A 14,912-nucleotide genomic window follows, 5' to 3' on the forward strand; every position below is an offset into this window, starting at 1 on the left:
TACCAGGATGAATGCTACGAATACAGGATGGTCCATCGTTAGGCAAGGCTCTCACATTCGGGCAGGTCGTCTGACCTGGGCCGGGTATTTACAGCGAACTCTCAGGTAGCTCTTGACCTTCGAGAGTGATCCGTGATCGATCGGCTACCCCACGTAGGCGCTTCCGGACTCCCCGCCTGACGCCCCGCTTCGTGTCCAACGCCCGATCAGCCCCGAGGATACGGGCTCCATGGCCATAACCGGACTTACAAGGAATCTTGCAAAATTTTACTAGATGCGTGAACCTCTCGGCAGGCAAGGTACTCGGTTCTCAGGCCCCGTGAGCGCGGATGCCCCCAGACCTTCCGCGCGAGCGGGCCCCGCCGTACCGCGCCATCCCTCGGGTGCGCCACCAGGGCGCGCCCGCCACCCCTGAGGGAGGCTCGTGTGAGGTTCACTGCATCCCGACGCGCCGGACTGATCGTCGCGGCGGCCGGGCTGGTCGGCGGCACACTCGTCGCCGCATCCGCGCAGGCGTCCGCCTCGCAGGTGGATCCGTCGCAGGTCGCCGGCAAACTGGCCGGCCAGCTCGGGTCCCGTTCCGCCGGGTCCTACCTGGACCACGCCACGAACAAGCTCGTCGTCACCGTCACCAACGCGTCCGACGCGAAGGTCGTGCGGGCGGCCGGCGCCGTGCCCAAGACGGTCGCCTACAGCGGCGCCCGGCTCGCCCAGGCCACGAGCACGCTGGACAGCACGGCGCGCGTGCCGGGGACCGCGTGGGCGGTCGACCCGGCCACCGACCAGGTCGTGCTGTCGGTCGACAGCACCGTCACCGGCGCCCGGCTGGCCCAGGTCACCAAGGCCGCGCAGCAGCTCGGCGGCACCGTCCGCGTCAACCACGTGGCGGGCGCGTTCACCACGCGGCTGAGCGGCGGCGACGCCATCTACGGCGGGCAGTACCGCTGCTCGCTCGGCTTCAACGTCCGCAGCGGCAGCACGTACTACTTCCTGACCGCCGGTCACTGCGGCAACATCGCCTCGACGTGGTACTCCAACTCGAGCCACACCTCGGCGCTGGGTAACACGCAGAGCAGCTCGTTCCCGGGCAACGACTACGCGATCGTCCGCTACACCACCAGCGGCACGCCGTCCGGCACGGTCGGCAGCCAGGACATCACGAGCGCGGGCAACGCGACCGTGGGCCAGACGGTCTCCCGGCGCGGCAGCACGACCGGCGTCCACTCCGGCCGGGTCACCGCGCTCAACGCCACGGTGAACTACTCCGAGGGCACCGTGTACGGCATGATCCAGACCACCGTCTGCGCCGAGGGCGGCGACAGCGGCGGCCCGCTCTACGCGGGGACGACGGCCCTGGGTCTGACCTCCGGCGGCAGCGGCAACTGCACCTCCGGCGGCACGACCTTCTTCCAGCCGGTGACCGAGGCGCTGAGCGCGTACGGCGTCAGCGTCTACTGATCCTCCGGCCAGACCTCGACCCGCCGGATCGGCATGAGACCCTCGGGACCGTGTGGTCCCGAGGGTCTCATCGTTCGGGGGTCATGTGCGGCCGGTCGCTCACTGCTGGGGTTCTGATGGTGCCGTGCGGGGCATCAGGGCGACGACCGGGAGGCTGAGAGCGGTGACGGCCAGGACGACGATGAGGCTGACTTTCATCGCGTGGGCGGGTCCGGAGGTCGTGGCTTGGAAGAAGATCGAGGTGATCGCGGCCGAGCCGATCGCTGAGGCGAGTTGCTGGATGGAGCTGAACGCGCCGCTGGCGCTGCCGGCTTCGTCGGGTTTGGCGTCGCCGAGAGCGACGGTGGGGATCGTGGCGAAGCTGAGGCCGAGGCCGATGCCGATGACGAAGAACGCCGGGGCCGGCGCCCAGAGGCCGGCGTTCGTCCCGGAGTGATCGATGAGGACCAGGACCCACCCGCAACCGGCGAGGTCGACGGTGAGGCCGATGAAGACGAGCCGGCGGCCGAGCTTGGCGACCAGGCCTCCCATGGCGGCGAACCCGGCGGCGACGAGCCCCAGGGTGAGCGGCACCAGACCGAGCGAGGCGTCCCGCGGGCTGACGTGCAGCCCTTCCTGCAGGAACAGCGACAGCACGAAGAGCAGGCCGGTGCCGGCGGCGACGGCGACCAGGCACACGAGCAGTCCGGAGGTGAAACCCCGGTTCTTCATGAGCGAGGGCGTGATGAGCGGGTGGGTCGCGGTGCGCTGACGGTAGGCGAAGGCGGCGAAGAACAGGACGCCGACGACGATCGAGACGATCGGGAGGACGCTCCAGCCGTTGGTCGAGCCCTCGATCAGGCCGTACAGCAGCCCGAGCATCGCGACCCCGAGCAGGCCGGAGCCCCAGCCGTCGACGACGGCGGACCGGTCGCCGTCGTCACGCGGCAGAATCCTGACGGCCATGACCAGCCCGATGACGCCAAGGACGATGTTGATGAGGAAGATCGGGCGCCAGGACAGACCGAACACGTCGGCGCTGATGAGGAAACCGGCCAGGACCGGGCCACCGACACTGGACAGGCCCAGAACCGGGCCGAACAGCCCGAACGCCTTGGCGAGCATGGCGGGGGCGAACGCCTTCGTCATGATCGCCATTCCTTGCGGGATGAGCAGGGCCCCGAACGCTCCCTGAGCGACCCGGGCGACGATGAGCAGGGCCGGGTCGGGTGAGAACCCGGCGACCGCCGAGGCCAGGGTGAACCCGCCCATGCCGGTCAGGAAAAGCCTGCGCTGGCCGAACCTGTCACCCAGCCGTCCGCCGACCACGAGCAGGACCCCCATGGCGAGCATGTACGCCGGTCCCAGCCACTTGATCAAACTCTCACCGCCGTTGAGCTCTCGGGCGATGGTCGGGGCGGCGATGTTCGTGACCGTTCCATCGATCACGTCGAGGGCGTCGGCGAGCAGCACCAGCCCCAGGATCGCCCACATCAGGCGGCCGGAGCGGCGTGCGGTGACCGTGCCCGGCTCCATCAAGGTGGTCATGAGGAACGTCCTTCTCGATTCCGTCGGGGCGCCCCTCGTGGGCGACCTCTCACCCCCACCACGAAGACCCGCGACCGGATCCGACACCGCCTTCGAAATCTTTTTCAGAACATCAGGCCCGAGTTCGTCCCGGGCCACTCCTCACGGCTGGACGTGGGTGGTCGCCTCCCGCACATCGACCCCGCTCACAGGAACGGCCGCACCTCGACCTTCCGATTACACGCCCTCGACCCCTCGGCGGCGAGCTTGAGCGCCACGTCGTGGTCAGGGGCCTCGATGACGTAGAAGCCGGCGAGGTACTCCTTCGACTCCACGAACGGCCCGTCGGAGAACATCGTTTCCCCGCCCCGGTTGTCGATGACGGTGGCCGTGCCGGGCGCCGCGAGGCCGCCGGCGAAGACCCAGTGGCCCTCGGCCCGGAGCCGGTCATTGAACACGTCGATCGCAGCGTGCTCCTCCGGGGTGGCAAGGCCGGCCTGGTCGTGGATCACGGAAATCAGGTACTGCATCTGAAGGTCATCTCCGGTGGCGTCAAGACAGTGTGGTGGGGCGGTCCGGTGTTCCAGCCGGCGCCTGCTGCGGGCGCTCGGTGAACCCGGATCGTCACGCCCTTGGAGTCGAGTCGCAACCCGGCCAGGTCGAGCGCGGATCCGGGCCGGTCGCGGCTGCTGTCGCGCCGGGGTCGGGCGCGATGCCTTTCACCGGCCATCGCTCGGCGGCGGTCACCAAGGCTTCTGAAACCGCGTCCTCGGCGGTGCCGAGGTTACCGAACCGCTTGGCGAACGACGCAACGACCCGCGCCCACGCGTTTCGGTGGGCGCGGGTCGGGGCATCCTGCGCGTCGATCACTCCTCAGGACAGGCCGCACTGATCCAGCGTGCCCACATCCTCTCGGTCCTGTCCTGCCACGACTAGTCCGCGTTTCGGAGGTGCGGCCCGACGCCCTTGGGGATCTCGCCGTGAAGGTGCGGGACGTACACGAGCTTCTGCGTCCGGCCATCGAGCACGGTCGAATCGATGAGCTCCAGGTCGAACTCCGCCCCGTCGTGGAAGAGCGCCGCTTGCCCAGCGCGACCTGAGATGGCGGGGAACATGAGGATTTCGAGCCGGTCGACGAGGCCGGCGGCGAGCAGAGCGCGGTTCAGCGAGATGCTGCCGTGCGAACGCATCGGGACGTCCGTGGTGCGCTTCAGCCGCTCGATCGCCGTCACGGCGTCCTCGTTGAGAACCGTCGAGTTCTGCCACCCGAGCGGATCTTCGAGCGTGCTGGAGAACACGACCTTCGGCAGCTCGTTCAGGCTGTCGTAGTAGGGCTCGTCGAACATGCGCACGAACTTCCGGAACTGCCGGAACGTCGTCGCGCCGAAGACGAGCACCTGGTCCTGCGCGAAGGTGCGCACCCGGTCCTCGCGGACCTCAGGGCCTTCCTTCCCCCAGTACCCGGGCCAGCCTTCGGCCATGCCGTAGCCGTCGAGGCTGCAGAAGTAGTCGACTGTGAAGGTGGTGCTCATGGTGCTGCTCCGTTTTCTCAGGCCACCACCGCTGGGCGGCTTCACCACTTCCACGAACACGACCGACCCGATCCGACACCGCCTTCGCATCATTTTCGAGGGCTACTCCCGCACCCCGCCGCTGACGCTCGCCGGGTGGTGGTCCGGTGGTGGAAGCCGAGCTACCGCGACTTTCGTTCGGTTGTTCCTCGAAGGGCCGGTCACGCCCCGGGCCGGACGACGTACTTGCCCCTCCCCCGTCCCTCGGCGAGCAGCTGATGGATCTCCGGCACCTCCGCGAGTGAGCCGGCCTCGGTGACCGGCAGGTCCAGCGTGCCGTCGGCGACCAGGCCGAGGACATCGCGCAGGCCGGCCGCGGCGCGGTGCGTGGCGTGCGCCCACAGCCCGCTCATGCTGAAGCCGCCGATCGACAGGTTGCCGCCGATCAGCCGGCCGGCCGCGGGCAGCGCGTCCTGCTCCCCGCCACCGGCGTTGCCGAACAGGACGATCCGGCCGCCGGGCGCGGCGACGGCGAGGTCGGTGCGGAGCGCCCGGGTGCCCAGCGGGTCGAGCACGACGTCCACCCCGGTGCCGCCGGTGGCCGCGCGGATCGCCTCCTCCAGGCCGGCGTCGCGCGGCACCACGGCGTCGTACCCGCTCTCCAGCGCCGAGCCGACGCCGGCGGGCCGGCCCACGGTCCCGATGAGGCGGCCTCCGCCGAGCGCCGGCACGAGCCGGGCCACCGCGCCCCCGACCCCGCCGCCGGCCGAGTGCACCAGCACGGTCTCCCCGGGCCGGAAGCGCGCGGCGTCGCGTAGGAGGAGGAGCCCGGTGGTCAACATGAGCGGGGCCGCCGCGGCGACCGGGGACGGGACGCCGCCGGGCACGGGCACGACGGAGGCGGCCGGCACGCGCACCACCTCGGCCAGGCCGCCGCCACCGGTGAACGCGGCGACCCGCCGCCCCGGTTCGAGGCCCGTGACGCCCGGTCCGGTCTCCCGCACCGTGCCGGACACCTCCAGGCCGGGCCGGTACGGCCACTCCTTCGCGTAGCCGGGGTCGCCGCGGCGGGCCATCACGTCGATGAAGTTGATCCCGGCGTACTCCACCTCGACGGTCACCTCGCCCGCGCCCGGATGAGGCTCCTCGACCTCCGCGACCCTCGTTCGGCCGGCGTCCTGGGACGGCCCGGTCATGACCAACGCGCGCATGAGGACTCCTTCTAGTTTCGACGTTCGTAGAACGACGAAAACCGTACAACCGTTGTACGATGTTTGTCGAATGAAAGAGGGAACGATGCCGAGATCTCAGCGCCGCCGCACGGCGCTCACCCATCCCGAGCCGGAGGAGTTCGACGTGCTGGACATCCTGCACGCGATGTCCGACCCGACCCGGATGACGATCGTCCGGACCCTGCGCTCCGCGCCGGAGCGCGCGTGCGGGACGTTCCCGGTCGACGTCGCGCCCTCGACGCTGTCCCACCACTTCCGCGTGCTGCGTGAATCCGGGGTGATCCGGCAGCGCGAGGAGGGCACGCGCCGGTGGACCACGCTCCGCGCGGAGGATCTCGACCGCCGCTTCCCCGGGCTGCTGGACGCGATCGTGACCGCCTACGAGACGAGCGCGGCCGGCCGTGAGCAGCCGGTTGCCGCAGGCCGGGCCGACCGGCATGATCCCAGGTCATGAACCGTACTGACGCACCGCACGCCGCCGATGAGCGCTCGATGCTCATCTCCTGGCTCGACTGGCACCGGGCGACCGTCTTCGTCAAGACCGAGGGACTGGCCGAGGACCTCGCGCACCGCCCGCTGCTCGCCTCCTCTCCCCTCATGACCGTCGCCGGGCTCGTCAGCCACCTCTACTGGGTGGAGCGCGGGTGGGTCGAGCACACACTGCTCGGCGGCCCGGACGACCAGCCGTGGAGTGAAGAGGACCCGGACGCCGACTTCCGCGCCGACGGCACGCCGCTGTCGGAGCTGCTGGCGGCGTACGAGCGGCAGTGTTCGGCCAACAACGAGGTCCTGCGCTCGCTGAGCCTGGACACCGAGTCGAAGCTCGAGCGGGGGCGGGGCGGGCACGTCACGCTCCGATGGATCATCGTGCACCTCATCGAGGAGACCGCCCGGCACAACGGCCACCTCGACATCCTGCGGGAGATGCTCGACGGCGTCACCGGCGACTGAGCCCCCGGAACAGGCCACGCGCGGCCAAATGGATCACGAACGCGGCGGCCTCGGGTTAGAGTGCGGACGTGCCGATCCCGGGTTTTCTGGCCGTACGCAACGTCAATCCGCACCATCTCCAGAAGTACCTGCTTCCGCAGGAGATGGACGACGACACGGTGCTGATCCGCCGTCATCCCGCCGTGTTCCTGCAGCAGGTCTTCGAGACGCTCGGCGCGCTGATCCTCGCCGGCGTGCTCACCGGTTTCGTACACAACTCCACGGCCGTCACCGTCATCTGGGTGGGCTTCCTGATGGTCGCCTCCCGGCTGGTCTTCAAGGTGTTCGAGTGGTCCGACGAGTTCTTCGCGGTCACCAAGGTCCGCGCCATGCTCGTCCACGGCATCGTCACGCGGCGCGTCGACATGATGCCGCTGTCGAAGGTCACCGACCTGACGGTCGACCGCTCGATCCTGGGCCGGATGCTGGGGTACGGCACGATCGTGCTGGAGTCCGCGGGCCAGGACCAGGCCCTGTCCCGGGTGGAGTACGTCCCCGAACCCGAGGCGATCTACCTCGACATCTCCGCGGTGGCGTTCGGCCACGGGGACGACTGACCGGAGCGGCGAGCCGACGAGCGAGCGGAGCGGCCGGTGAGGTACGAGCCGTCCGCGTAGCGAGTGAGGAGGCGAGCCCGACCATCATCACGAATCGAAGCCGACGCCGAAGGCGTCGAGGGCGCGTAGCCACAGGTTGCGGCGGCCCTGGTGGCGGTCCGCTTGGGCCAGGGACCAGCGTGTGAGCTGTACCGCGCCGTACCGCAGTGGCTCCGGCGGGAACGGCACCGGTTTGGAGCGGACCATCGCCAGCCGCGTGCGCTCGGTCTCCTCGCCCGACAGCAGGTCGAGCATGACGTCGGCGCCGAACCGCGTCGCACCGACGCCGAGCCCGGTGTAGCCCGCGGCGTACGCGAGCCGCCCGCCGTACGCGGTGCCGAAGAAGGCGCAGAACCGGCTGCACGTGTCGATGACCCCGCCCCACGCGTGAGTGAAGCGCACGCCGTCGAGCTGTGGGAACGTCGTGAAGAAGTGCCCGGCGAGCGTCGCGAACGTGGCCGGCCGGCGTTCGAGCTCGGCGCGCACCGCGCCGCCGAAGTGGTAGATCGCGTCGTAGCCGCCCCACAGGATCCGGTTGTCGGCGGTCAGCCGGTAGTAGTGGAACCGGTTGCCGGAGTCGCCCACCCCCGTACGGCTCCGCCAGCCCACCGAGGCGAGCCGCGCGTCGGAGAGCGGCTCGGTGACCAGCGCGTAGTCATAGACGGGCGCGATGAAGTGGCGCAGGCGGCGCAGCGGCGCGGGGAAGCCGCCGGTGCCCAGCGCGCCCCTCCCGGCGGTGACCGTGCCGTACGGGGTCCGCAGCCGGAGTCCGCGGCCCTCCTCCTCGATGGCGCGTACCGGCGTGCGCTCGAAGATCCGCACTCCCGCCGCCAGGCACGCGCGCCGCAGGCCCCAGGCGAGCTTGGCCGGGTGCACGAGCGCGACGCCGTCCCGGTCCCACAGGCCGCCGTGGTAGGTCGGCGAGTCCACCTCGGCCCGTACGGCGCCGGCGTCGAGCAGTTCGAGGGACCGCCCGGCCTCGTCCGCGCGCTCGGCCAGTTCGGCGAGGTCGGCGAGCTGCCAGTCCTCGGTGGCGACGTCCAGCTCGCCGGTGCGTTCGAACTCCGCGTCGATGCCGTGGCGCGCGAGCGTGGCCTCGATGCCGTCGAGGTTCTCCCGGCCGAGCCGCTCCAGCGTGGCGATCTCCCCGGGCCAGCGGGCCAGGCCGTTGCCCAGCCCGTGCGTGAGGCTCGCCGCGCAGAAGCCGCCGTTGCGCCCGGAGGCGGCGCCGCCGGCGACGTCGGCCTCCAGGAGGACGACGTCGAGCGACGGGTCGCGTTCCCGGGCGCGCAGCGCGGTCCACAGCCCGGTGTACCCGCCGCCGACGACCGCGAGGTCGCAGGAGACCGGGCCGGTCAGGGCGGCGGCGGGCTCGGGCGCGGCCGGGTCGGCCAGCCAGTACGGAGTGGGCTCGGCCTCGGCCAGCGCCCTCAGCGCGTTCATCACCTGCGCCGGCGGGCGAGGAGCGCGTTGCCGACCGCGAGCAGCACCCCGGCCACGAAGATCAGCGTCCCCATGACGTTGACCTGCGGGGGAAGGCCGTTCTTCTGCGCGCCCCAGATCCACAGCGGGAACGTCAGCGTGGAGCCGCTGTTGAAGCTCGTGATGATGAAGTCGTCGATCGACAGCGCGAACGCCAGCAGGCCGCCGGCCAGCACCGCCGGGAAGATCATCGGCAGGGTCACGAGCCGGAAGGCGGTCCAGCCGGTCGCGCCCAGATCGCGGGCCGCCTCGTCGATCGCCGGGTCGAGGGTGAGCACCCGCGAGCGCACGGTCACCGCGACGAACGACAGCGAGAACATGATGTGCGCGATGACGATCGTCCAGTAGCCGCGCCCGACGTTCAGCTGCACGAAGAACGACAGCAGGGACGCGCCCATGACCGTCTCCGGCGCGGAGATCGCGGCGAACTGCACGAGGTTCAGCGCGCCCTGCCCGCGGAAGCGGTACCTGCCGAGGGCCAGCCCGATCAGCGTGCCGAGGACGGCGCTGACGGCCGTGGCGACCAGCGCGATCGTCAGGGAGTTCACCAGGGCCGTGGTCAGGTCCGGCACCGAGAACAGCCGGCCGTACCACTTGACCGTGAAGCCCTGCCAGGTGAGGTTGAGCCGGCCCTTGGTGTCGTTAAACCCGAACGCGATCATCACCGCGATCGGCAGGCACAGCCAGACGATGATCAGCCAGGTGTAGCCGAAGAGCAGCCGGTCGCCCCAGCGCCCGCGCGTCCTCCGCGATGCCGTACCGGTGCTCTCCTCCGCCGCGACCGACGTCATCGGGTCGCCACCTCCAGGACGTCCTCGGTGCCCAGCGCCCTGGCGTACAGGAAGATCCCGATGAGCAGGATCGCCATCAGTGTGAAGGACAGCGCCGCGGCCTGGGGGTAGTCGTTGTTCACCAGGTAGAGGTTCTGGATGATGTTGCCGATCATCGTGTTGTTGGTGCCGCCGAGCACGGTGGCGTTCACGTAGTCGGCGCTGACCGGCACGAACGTCATCAGCACCCCGGCGAACACCCCCGGCAGCGAGAGCGGGAACACCACCCGCGCGAACGCCTGCGCCGGCGAGGCGTACAGGTCCTGCGCCGCCTCGATCATCTTCGGGTCCACCCGCTCCAGCGCCACGTAGATCGGCAGCACCATGAACGGCAGGTAGTTGTACGTGAGACCGGCCACCACCGCGAACCCGGTGGCGATCACGTGGAAGTCCTGCGGCAGGAGTCCGGCGTGCTTGAGCGGGGACAGCACGATGCCGTCGTCGGCCAGCAGGAACTTCCAGGAGAAGGTCCGCAGCACGAACGACACGAAGAACGGCAGGAGGAGCAGGAACAGGAACGTCGTCTTGCGCGCGCCGCCGCGGAAGGCGATCCAGTACGCCACCGGGTAGGCCAGCACGATGCAGGCGGCGGTGGCGATCACCCCGTAGACCAGCGACCGGATGAGCTGGTCGTCGTAGTCGGACAGGGCTTCGCTGTAGTTCTGCCAGTGCCAGGTGAGCGAGAAACCGTTGACGACGTCGCCCTGCATCAGCGAGAACGACAGCATCACGACCATCGGCACCACGAAGAAGATGGCGAGCCAGAGCCCCCCGGGCAGGATCAGCGCGTACGGCGCGAGGCGTCGGCGCATCGGTCAACCCGCCGTGATGTGCTGGAAGACCGCGGTGTAGTCCTTCTCCTCCGCGGGGGTCAGCGAGCGGTAGTGCCGCAGCCTGGCGTAGTCGGCGTCGGTGGGGAACACCAGCGGGCTGGACGCCACCGACTCCAGCGTCTTCTTCTTCGAGCCGGTGGCCTTGGCCGCGTCGGCCGCGATGACGTCCTTGGCCGCCGGCACCGGCGTCACGTAGTTGATGAACTCGGCGAGGTTGGCGGCGATCTCCGGCCGGTAGAAGAAGTCCATCATCATCAGGGCGTCGACCGGGTTGTCCGCGGTCTTGGGGATCATCATGTTGTCGGTCCAGATCGTGGCGCCCTCCTTGGGGATGACGAACTTCAGGTTCGATCCCTCGTTGAGGTTCTGCTGGAAGATGTCGCCGGACCAGGCCATGGTGAGCCACACGTCGCCGCGCGACAGCGCGTCGATGTAGTCGTTCTCGTAGTACTTGCGGACGATGCCCTTGTCCTTCTGCTCCTGCAGCTTGGCGCCGGCCTTCTTCCAGTCGTCCGGGGTCGACTTCTCCGGGTCGATGCCGACGGCGAACATCCCGAAGTTCCCGATCTCCTGCACGTCGGACATCATCCCGACCTTGCCCTTGAACTTCGGGTCCCACAGGTCCTGGATGCTGGTGATCTCACGCCCGGTCTTGCTCGGGTCGTACGCGATGCCGGTGAGCCCGGTCGCGTACGGGACGCTGTAGACGTTCCCCTTGTCGAAGGACTCCTGCTTGTACGCCGCCCCCACGTTCTTGGTGAAGTTCGGCATCTGGGAGTGGTCGAGCGGCACGAGGTAGCCGAGTTCGACGAGCTTGGTGAACTCCAGGCCGTTCGTCACCACCATGAGGTCGTAGCCGATCGACTGGCCCGCCTGAAGCTGCGGGGCGATCTTGCCGAACCACTGCGGGTCGTCCGAGATGACCTCGCGGTAGGTGACCGTGATGCCGGTCTGCCGGGTGAACTCCTTCAGCGGTGTCCGGTTCTTGTCGATGTAGAGGGTCCAGTTCGCGAAGTTCAGGTGGCCCTTCTTGGTCTTGCCGGCCCAGTACTTCTGCACGTCGTTCTGTTTCGGCGGGGCCGCCTTCTGCCCCTTGACGCCACAGGCGGCCAGACCGAGACCCGCGCCGGCCAGGCCGAAGAGCCGGAGCGCGTCCCGGCGGCCGGTCATGCCGCGGAGAAGAGCGGGGTTGGTGTTCATGTCAGGCTCCGATCACGTAGGAGTGGCGCGGATCCCACGACAGCCAGACGCTGTCCCCCCGGGTGGCGACGTCGTCCGCGGAGGAGACGTTCTGCACGAAGACGACGACCTCGGCGCCCGTGGAGGTCGTCACGTTGTAGTTGGTGAACATGCCGAGGTACACGACCTCGGTCACGGTGCCGCGCAGCGCGCAGCCGTCGCCGGCCGGAGGATCGGAGCGGACGTCGATCTTCTCCGGCCGTACGGTGAGCTCGATCTCCTCGCCCGGCGCGGCGGTGCAGGGCACCACGATCCGCTCCCCCAGGCCCGGCTCGATGACCGCGCGGCCCGCACCGGCGCGGGCGACGGTGCCGGACAGCACGTTGGAGGTGCCGATGAAGCCGGCGACGAAGGTGGTCGCGGGCCGTTCGTAGATCTCCCGCGGCGTGCCGAGCTGCTCGATCCGGCCGTCGTTCATCACCGCGATGCGGTCCGACATCGTCAGCGCCTCGTTCTGGTCGTGCGTCACGTACACGAACGTGATGCCGACCTCGCGCTGGATGCGCTTGAGCTCGACCTGCATCGCCTGGCGGAGCTTGAGGTCCAGCGCGCCGAGCGGCTCGTCGAGCAGCAGGGCGCGCGGGCGGTTGACCAAAGCGCGGGCCAGCGCCACCCGCTGCTGCTGGCCACCGGACAGCTCGCGCGGTCGCCGTTTCTCCCGGCCCTTCAGGTCGACGATCTCCAGCATCTCGCCGACGCGCCGCGCGACCTCGCTCTTGGCGACGCCCTTGCGGCGCAGCCCGAAGGCGACGTTCTCGAACACGCTCATGTGCGGGAACAGCGCGTACGACTGGAACACCATGTTGACGTCCCGCTTGTTCGGCGGCACGCCGACGACGTTCCGGCCGTGCAGGAAGACCTCGCCCTCGGTGGGTTCGTCGAACCCGGCGATCATCCGCATCGTCGTGGTCTTGCCGCACCCGGACGGGCCGAGCAGCGAGAAGAACTCGCCCTCGCCGATGGACACGTCGATGCCCTTGACCGCCGCGACCGCGTCACCGTGCGCGTGGAAGGTCTTCTTGACGCCGTTCAGCTCGATCGCCGCGAGGTCGGCGCCGACGGGCGTCCCCGCCTCTTTCGTATCGGTCACGAGACCTCCTTCGTCGGCCTCGTGACCACCGTGCTGTGTTCGATGGTTCCCTCGCTCCGCTCGGTCACGAGACTCCGATGTGACTCATCACGTGCTTGATCCGCGTGTAGTCCTCGAACCCGTACATCGACAGGTCCTTGCCGTACCCCGAGTGCTTGTAGCCGCCGTGCGGCATCTCCGACGCGAACGGGATGTGCGTGTTGATCCAGACGGCGCCGAAGTCGAGGCCCTTGGCCATCCGCAGCGCACGGCCGTGGTCCCTGGTCCACACGCTCGCCGCCAGGCCGTAGTCCACGCCGTTGGCCCAGCGCAATGCCTGTTCTTCGTCGGTGAAGCGCTGCACGGTGATGACCGGGCCGAAGATCTCGTCCTGGATCATCTCGTCGTCCTGGGCGAGCCCGGTGACGACGGTGGGCGCGTAGAAGTAGCCGCGGTCGCCCAGGCGTTCGCCGCCGGCGACGACCTCGGCGTGCGCGGGCACGCGGTCGAGGAAGCCGCTCACGCGGGCGAACTGGTTCGCGTTGTTCAGCGGGCCGTAGAAGGCGTCCTCCTGCGACGGCGGGCCGACCGTGGTGGTGCGCGCCCGCTCGGCCAGTGCGGCGACGAAGTCGTCGTGCACGCCCGGACCGGCGATCACGCGGGTGGCCGCGGTGCAGTCCTGCCCGGCGTTGAAGTAGCCCGCCTCGGCGATGCCCTGGGCGGCACGTTCCACGTCGGCGTCGTCGAAGACGATGACCGGGGCCTTGCCGCCGAGCTCGAGGTGCACCTTCTTGAGCGTGTCGGCGGCCTGCCGGGCGACCTCCTTGCCCGCCCGTACGGATCCGGTGACCGAGACCATCTGCGGGATCCGGTGTGCCACGAGTTCGCGCCCGGTGTCGCGGTCGCCGCAGACGACGTTGAGCACGCCGGGCGGGAGGAACTCGGCCGCGATCTCGGCCAGAAGGAGCGTGGTGACAGGCGTCGTATCGGAGGGTTTGAGCACGACGGTGTTGCCCGCCGCGAGCGCCGGCGCGATCTTCCAGGTGGCCATGACCATCGGGTAGTTCCACGGTGTGACCTGCGCGCAGACGCCGATGGGCTCGCGGCGGATCATCGAGGTGTGGCCGGCCAGGTACTCCCCCGCCGACCGGCCTTCGAGCAGGCGGGCGCAGCCGGCGAAGAACCGGAACTCATCCACCATCGGGCCGATCTCCTCGTCCCGGGTGAGCTGGAGCGGCTTGCCGGTGTTGCGGCACTCGGCCTGGACGAACTCCTCCGCCCTGGCCTCGACGGCGTCGGCGATGCGGAGCAGGGCCAGGCTGCGCTCGGCGGGCGTGGCGTCGCGCCAGCCCGGGAAGGCGGCCTCGGCCGCGGTCATCGCCGCGTCGACGTCCGCGGGTCCGGAGACCGGAGCCTGGTCGTACGGCTCGCCCGTACTCGGGTCGACCACGTCGGAGACGCGGCCGTCCTTGGCCTCGACGTACTCGCCGCCCACGAAGTTTCGCAGCGTCACCCTCGACCTCCGGGGTCCGGAACGGATGGCCCCGACCATGGCAGAACCGTCGAGGTGAAACAAGGGATTCCGTTGTTACAATCGGATTTCACGATGGATTCCTTGACAATCACGGCACAGGTGACACGATGTCGCATCGAGGAGGACTCGATGAGCGACGAACACCCACCGCCGGTCCGGCAGACGCCGAGCGGGCGGCGCACCGGTGTGAACCTCGACGAGACGTCAAAGAAGATCATTGAGCTGCTGCAGGCGGACGGGCGCCGTTCGTACGCGGCGCTCGGCAAGGCCGTCGGCCTGTCGGAGGCGGCGGTGCGCCAGCGGGTGCAGCGGCTGCTCGAAGCCGGCGTGATGCAGATCGTCGCGGTCACCGACCCGCTGTCCCTGGGCTTCCCACGGCAGGCGATGATCGGCGTCAAGTGCGAGGGCGACCTCACCGCGGTCGCGGACGCGCTGGCCGCGATCGACGAGATCGACTACGTCGTCATCACCGCCGGGTCCTTCGACCTGCTCGCCGAGCTCGTCTGCGAGAACGACGACCACCTCCTCGAACTCCTGGGCCGCATCCGGGCCGTACCGACCGTCACCAGCACCGAGAGCTTCGTCTACCTCAAACTGCGCAAGCAGATCTACTCCTGGGGAACGCGATGACC

Annotated in this window: 16 protein-coding genes; 5 read left to right on the forward strand and 11 right to left on the reverse strand. The window is 69.5% G+C overall.

The window, feature by feature from the left end:
- Positions 1 to 426: 426 nt before the first annotated feature.
- A complete protein-coding gene (locus tag QSK37_RS04250) occupies positions 427 to 1,458 on the forward strand; it encodes a S1 family peptidase (protein ID WP_285568980.1) in 1,032 nt (343 codons plus the stop codon).
- A 99-nt stretch (positions 1,459 to 1,557) separates the two neighbouring features.
- Here the strand turns inward: QSK37_RS04250 and QSK37_RS04255 are convergent, their stop codons facing one another.
- The 5 genes from QSK37_RS04255 to QSK37_RS04275 form a co-directional block, all read right to left on the reverse strand.
- A complete protein-coding gene (locus QSK37_RS04255) occupies positions 1,558 to 2,985 on the reverse strand; it encodes an MFS transporter (RefSeq protein WP_285617650.1) in 1,428 nt (475 codons plus the stop codon).
- Positions 2,986 to 3,170: 185 nt separating this feature from the next.
- Positions 3,171 to 3,494: a YciI family protein gene (locus tag QSK37_RS04260; RefSeq protein WP_285617652.1), complete on the reverse strand. Its 324-nt coding sequence runs from the start codon at positions 3,492 to 3,494 to the stop codon at positions 3,171 to 3,173.
- A 94-nt stretch (positions 3,495 to 3,588) separates the two neighbouring features.
- Positions 3,589 to 3,834: a hypothetical protein gene (locus QSK37_RS04265; protein WP_285617653.1), complete on the reverse strand. Its 246-nt coding sequence runs from the start codon at positions 3,832 to 3,834 to the stop codon at positions 3,589 to 3,591.
- Positions 3,835 to 3,896: 62 nt separating this feature from the next.
- Complete coding sequence (locus QSK37_RS04270; protein ID WP_285617655.1) at positions 3,897 to 4,496, reverse strand: dihydrofolate reductase family protein; 600 nt, start codon at positions 4,494 to 4,496, stop codon at positions 3,897 to 3,899.
- Positions 4,497 to 4,696: 200 nt separating this feature from the next.
- Positions 4,697 to 5,686 (reverse strand): quinone oxidoreductase family protein, encoded by a 990-nt coding sequence (locus tag QSK37_RS04275; protein ID WP_285617656.1) that lies wholly within the window; start codon positions 5,684 to 5,686, stop codon positions 4,697 to 4,699.
- Between the two features lie 85 nt (positions 5,687 to 5,771).
- Here QSK37_RS04275 and QSK37_RS04280 point away from each other — a divergent pair, with 85 nt between their 5' ends.
- The 3 genes from QSK37_RS04280 (at position 5,772) to QSK37_RS04290 (ending at position 7,254) form a co-directional block, all read left to right on the forward strand.
- On the forward strand, positions 5,772 to 6,161 hold the full coding sequence (locus tag QSK37_RS04280) for an ArsR/SmtB family transcription factor (protein ID WP_285617657.1): 390 nt from the start codon (positions 5,772 to 5,774) through the stop codon (positions 6,159 to 6,161).
- Positions 6,158 to 6,658: a DinB family protein gene (locus QSK37_RS04285; protein WP_285617659.1), complete on the forward strand. Its 501-nt coding sequence runs from the start codon at positions 6,158 to 6,160 to the stop codon at positions 6,656 to 6,658. Before QSK37_RS04280 ends, QSK37_RS04285 begins: the two co-directional genes overlap by 4 nt.
- Before the next feature lie 68 nt (positions 6,659 to 6,726).
- Complete coding sequence (locus QSK37_RS04290; protein WP_285568991.1) at positions 6,727 to 7,254, forward strand: PH domain-containing protein; 528 nt, start codon at positions 6,727 to 6,729, stop codon at positions 7,252 to 7,254.
- Between the two features lie 87 nt (positions 7,255 to 7,341).
- Here QSK37_RS04290 and QSK37_RS04295 read toward each other — a convergent pair whose 3' ends face one another.
- From QSK37_RS04295 to QSK37_RS04320, 6 genes are all read right to left on the reverse strand, one after another.
- A complete protein-coding gene (locus QSK37_RS04295; RefSeq protein ID WP_285617661.1) occupies positions 7,342 to 8,736 on the reverse strand; it encodes an NAD(P)/FAD-dependent oxidoreductase in 1,395 nt (464 codons plus the stop codon).
- Complete coding sequence (locus QSK37_RS04300) at positions 8,736 to 9,566, reverse strand: ABC transporter permease (protein WP_285617662.1); 831 nt, start codon at positions 9,564 to 9,566, stop codon at positions 8,736 to 8,738. The genes QSK37_RS04295 and QSK37_RS04300 overlap by 1 nt, the downstream gene beginning before the upstream one ends.
- On the reverse strand, positions 9,563 to 10,417 hold the full coding sequence (locus QSK37_RS04305; RefSeq protein ID WP_285617664.1) for an ABC transporter permease: 855 nt from the start codon (positions 10,415 to 10,417) through the stop codon (positions 9,563 to 9,565). The genes QSK37_RS04300 and QSK37_RS04305 overlap by 4 nt, the downstream gene beginning before the upstream one ends.
- Before the next feature lie 3 nt (positions 10,418 to 10,420).
- Positions 10,421 to 11,638: a polyamine ABC transporter substrate-binding protein gene (locus tag QSK37_RS04310; protein ID WP_285617666.1), complete on the reverse strand. Its 1,218-nt coding sequence runs from the start codon at positions 11,636 to 11,638 to the stop codon at positions 10,421 to 10,423.
- 1 nt (position 11,639) lies between these two features.
- Positions 11,640 to 12,767: an ABC transporter ATP-binding protein gene (locus QSK37_RS04315; protein ID WP_285617668.1), complete on the reverse strand. Its 1,128-nt coding sequence runs from the start codon at positions 12,765 to 12,767 to the stop codon at positions 11,640 to 11,642.
- Between the two features lie 64 nt (positions 12,768 to 12,831).
- Positions 12,832 to 14,298 carry a gamma-aminobutyraldehyde dehydrogenase gene (locus QSK37_RS04320; RefSeq protein ID WP_285617670.1) on the reverse strand — a complete coding sequence of 489 codons (1,467 nt, stop codon included), beginning with the start codon at positions 14,296 to 14,298 and terminating at the stop codon, positions 12,832 to 12,834.
- Positions 14,299 to 14,409: 111 nt separating this feature from the next.
- Between QSK37_RS04320 and QSK37_RS04325 the strand changes: the two genes are divergently transcribed.
- Entirely contained in the window at positions 14,410 to 14,910 is a 501-nt protein-coding gene (locus tag QSK37_RS04325) for an Lrp/AsnC family transcriptional regulator (RefSeq protein WP_285569007.1), read from the forward strand.
- Positions 14,911 to 14,912 lie beyond the last annotated feature (2 nt).

This window comes from Actinoallomurus iriomotensis (genome assembly GCF_030269445.1).
Lineage (GTDB): Bacteria > Actinomycetota > Actinomycetes > Streptosporangiales > Streptosporangiaceae > Actinoallomurus > Actinoallomurus iriomotensis.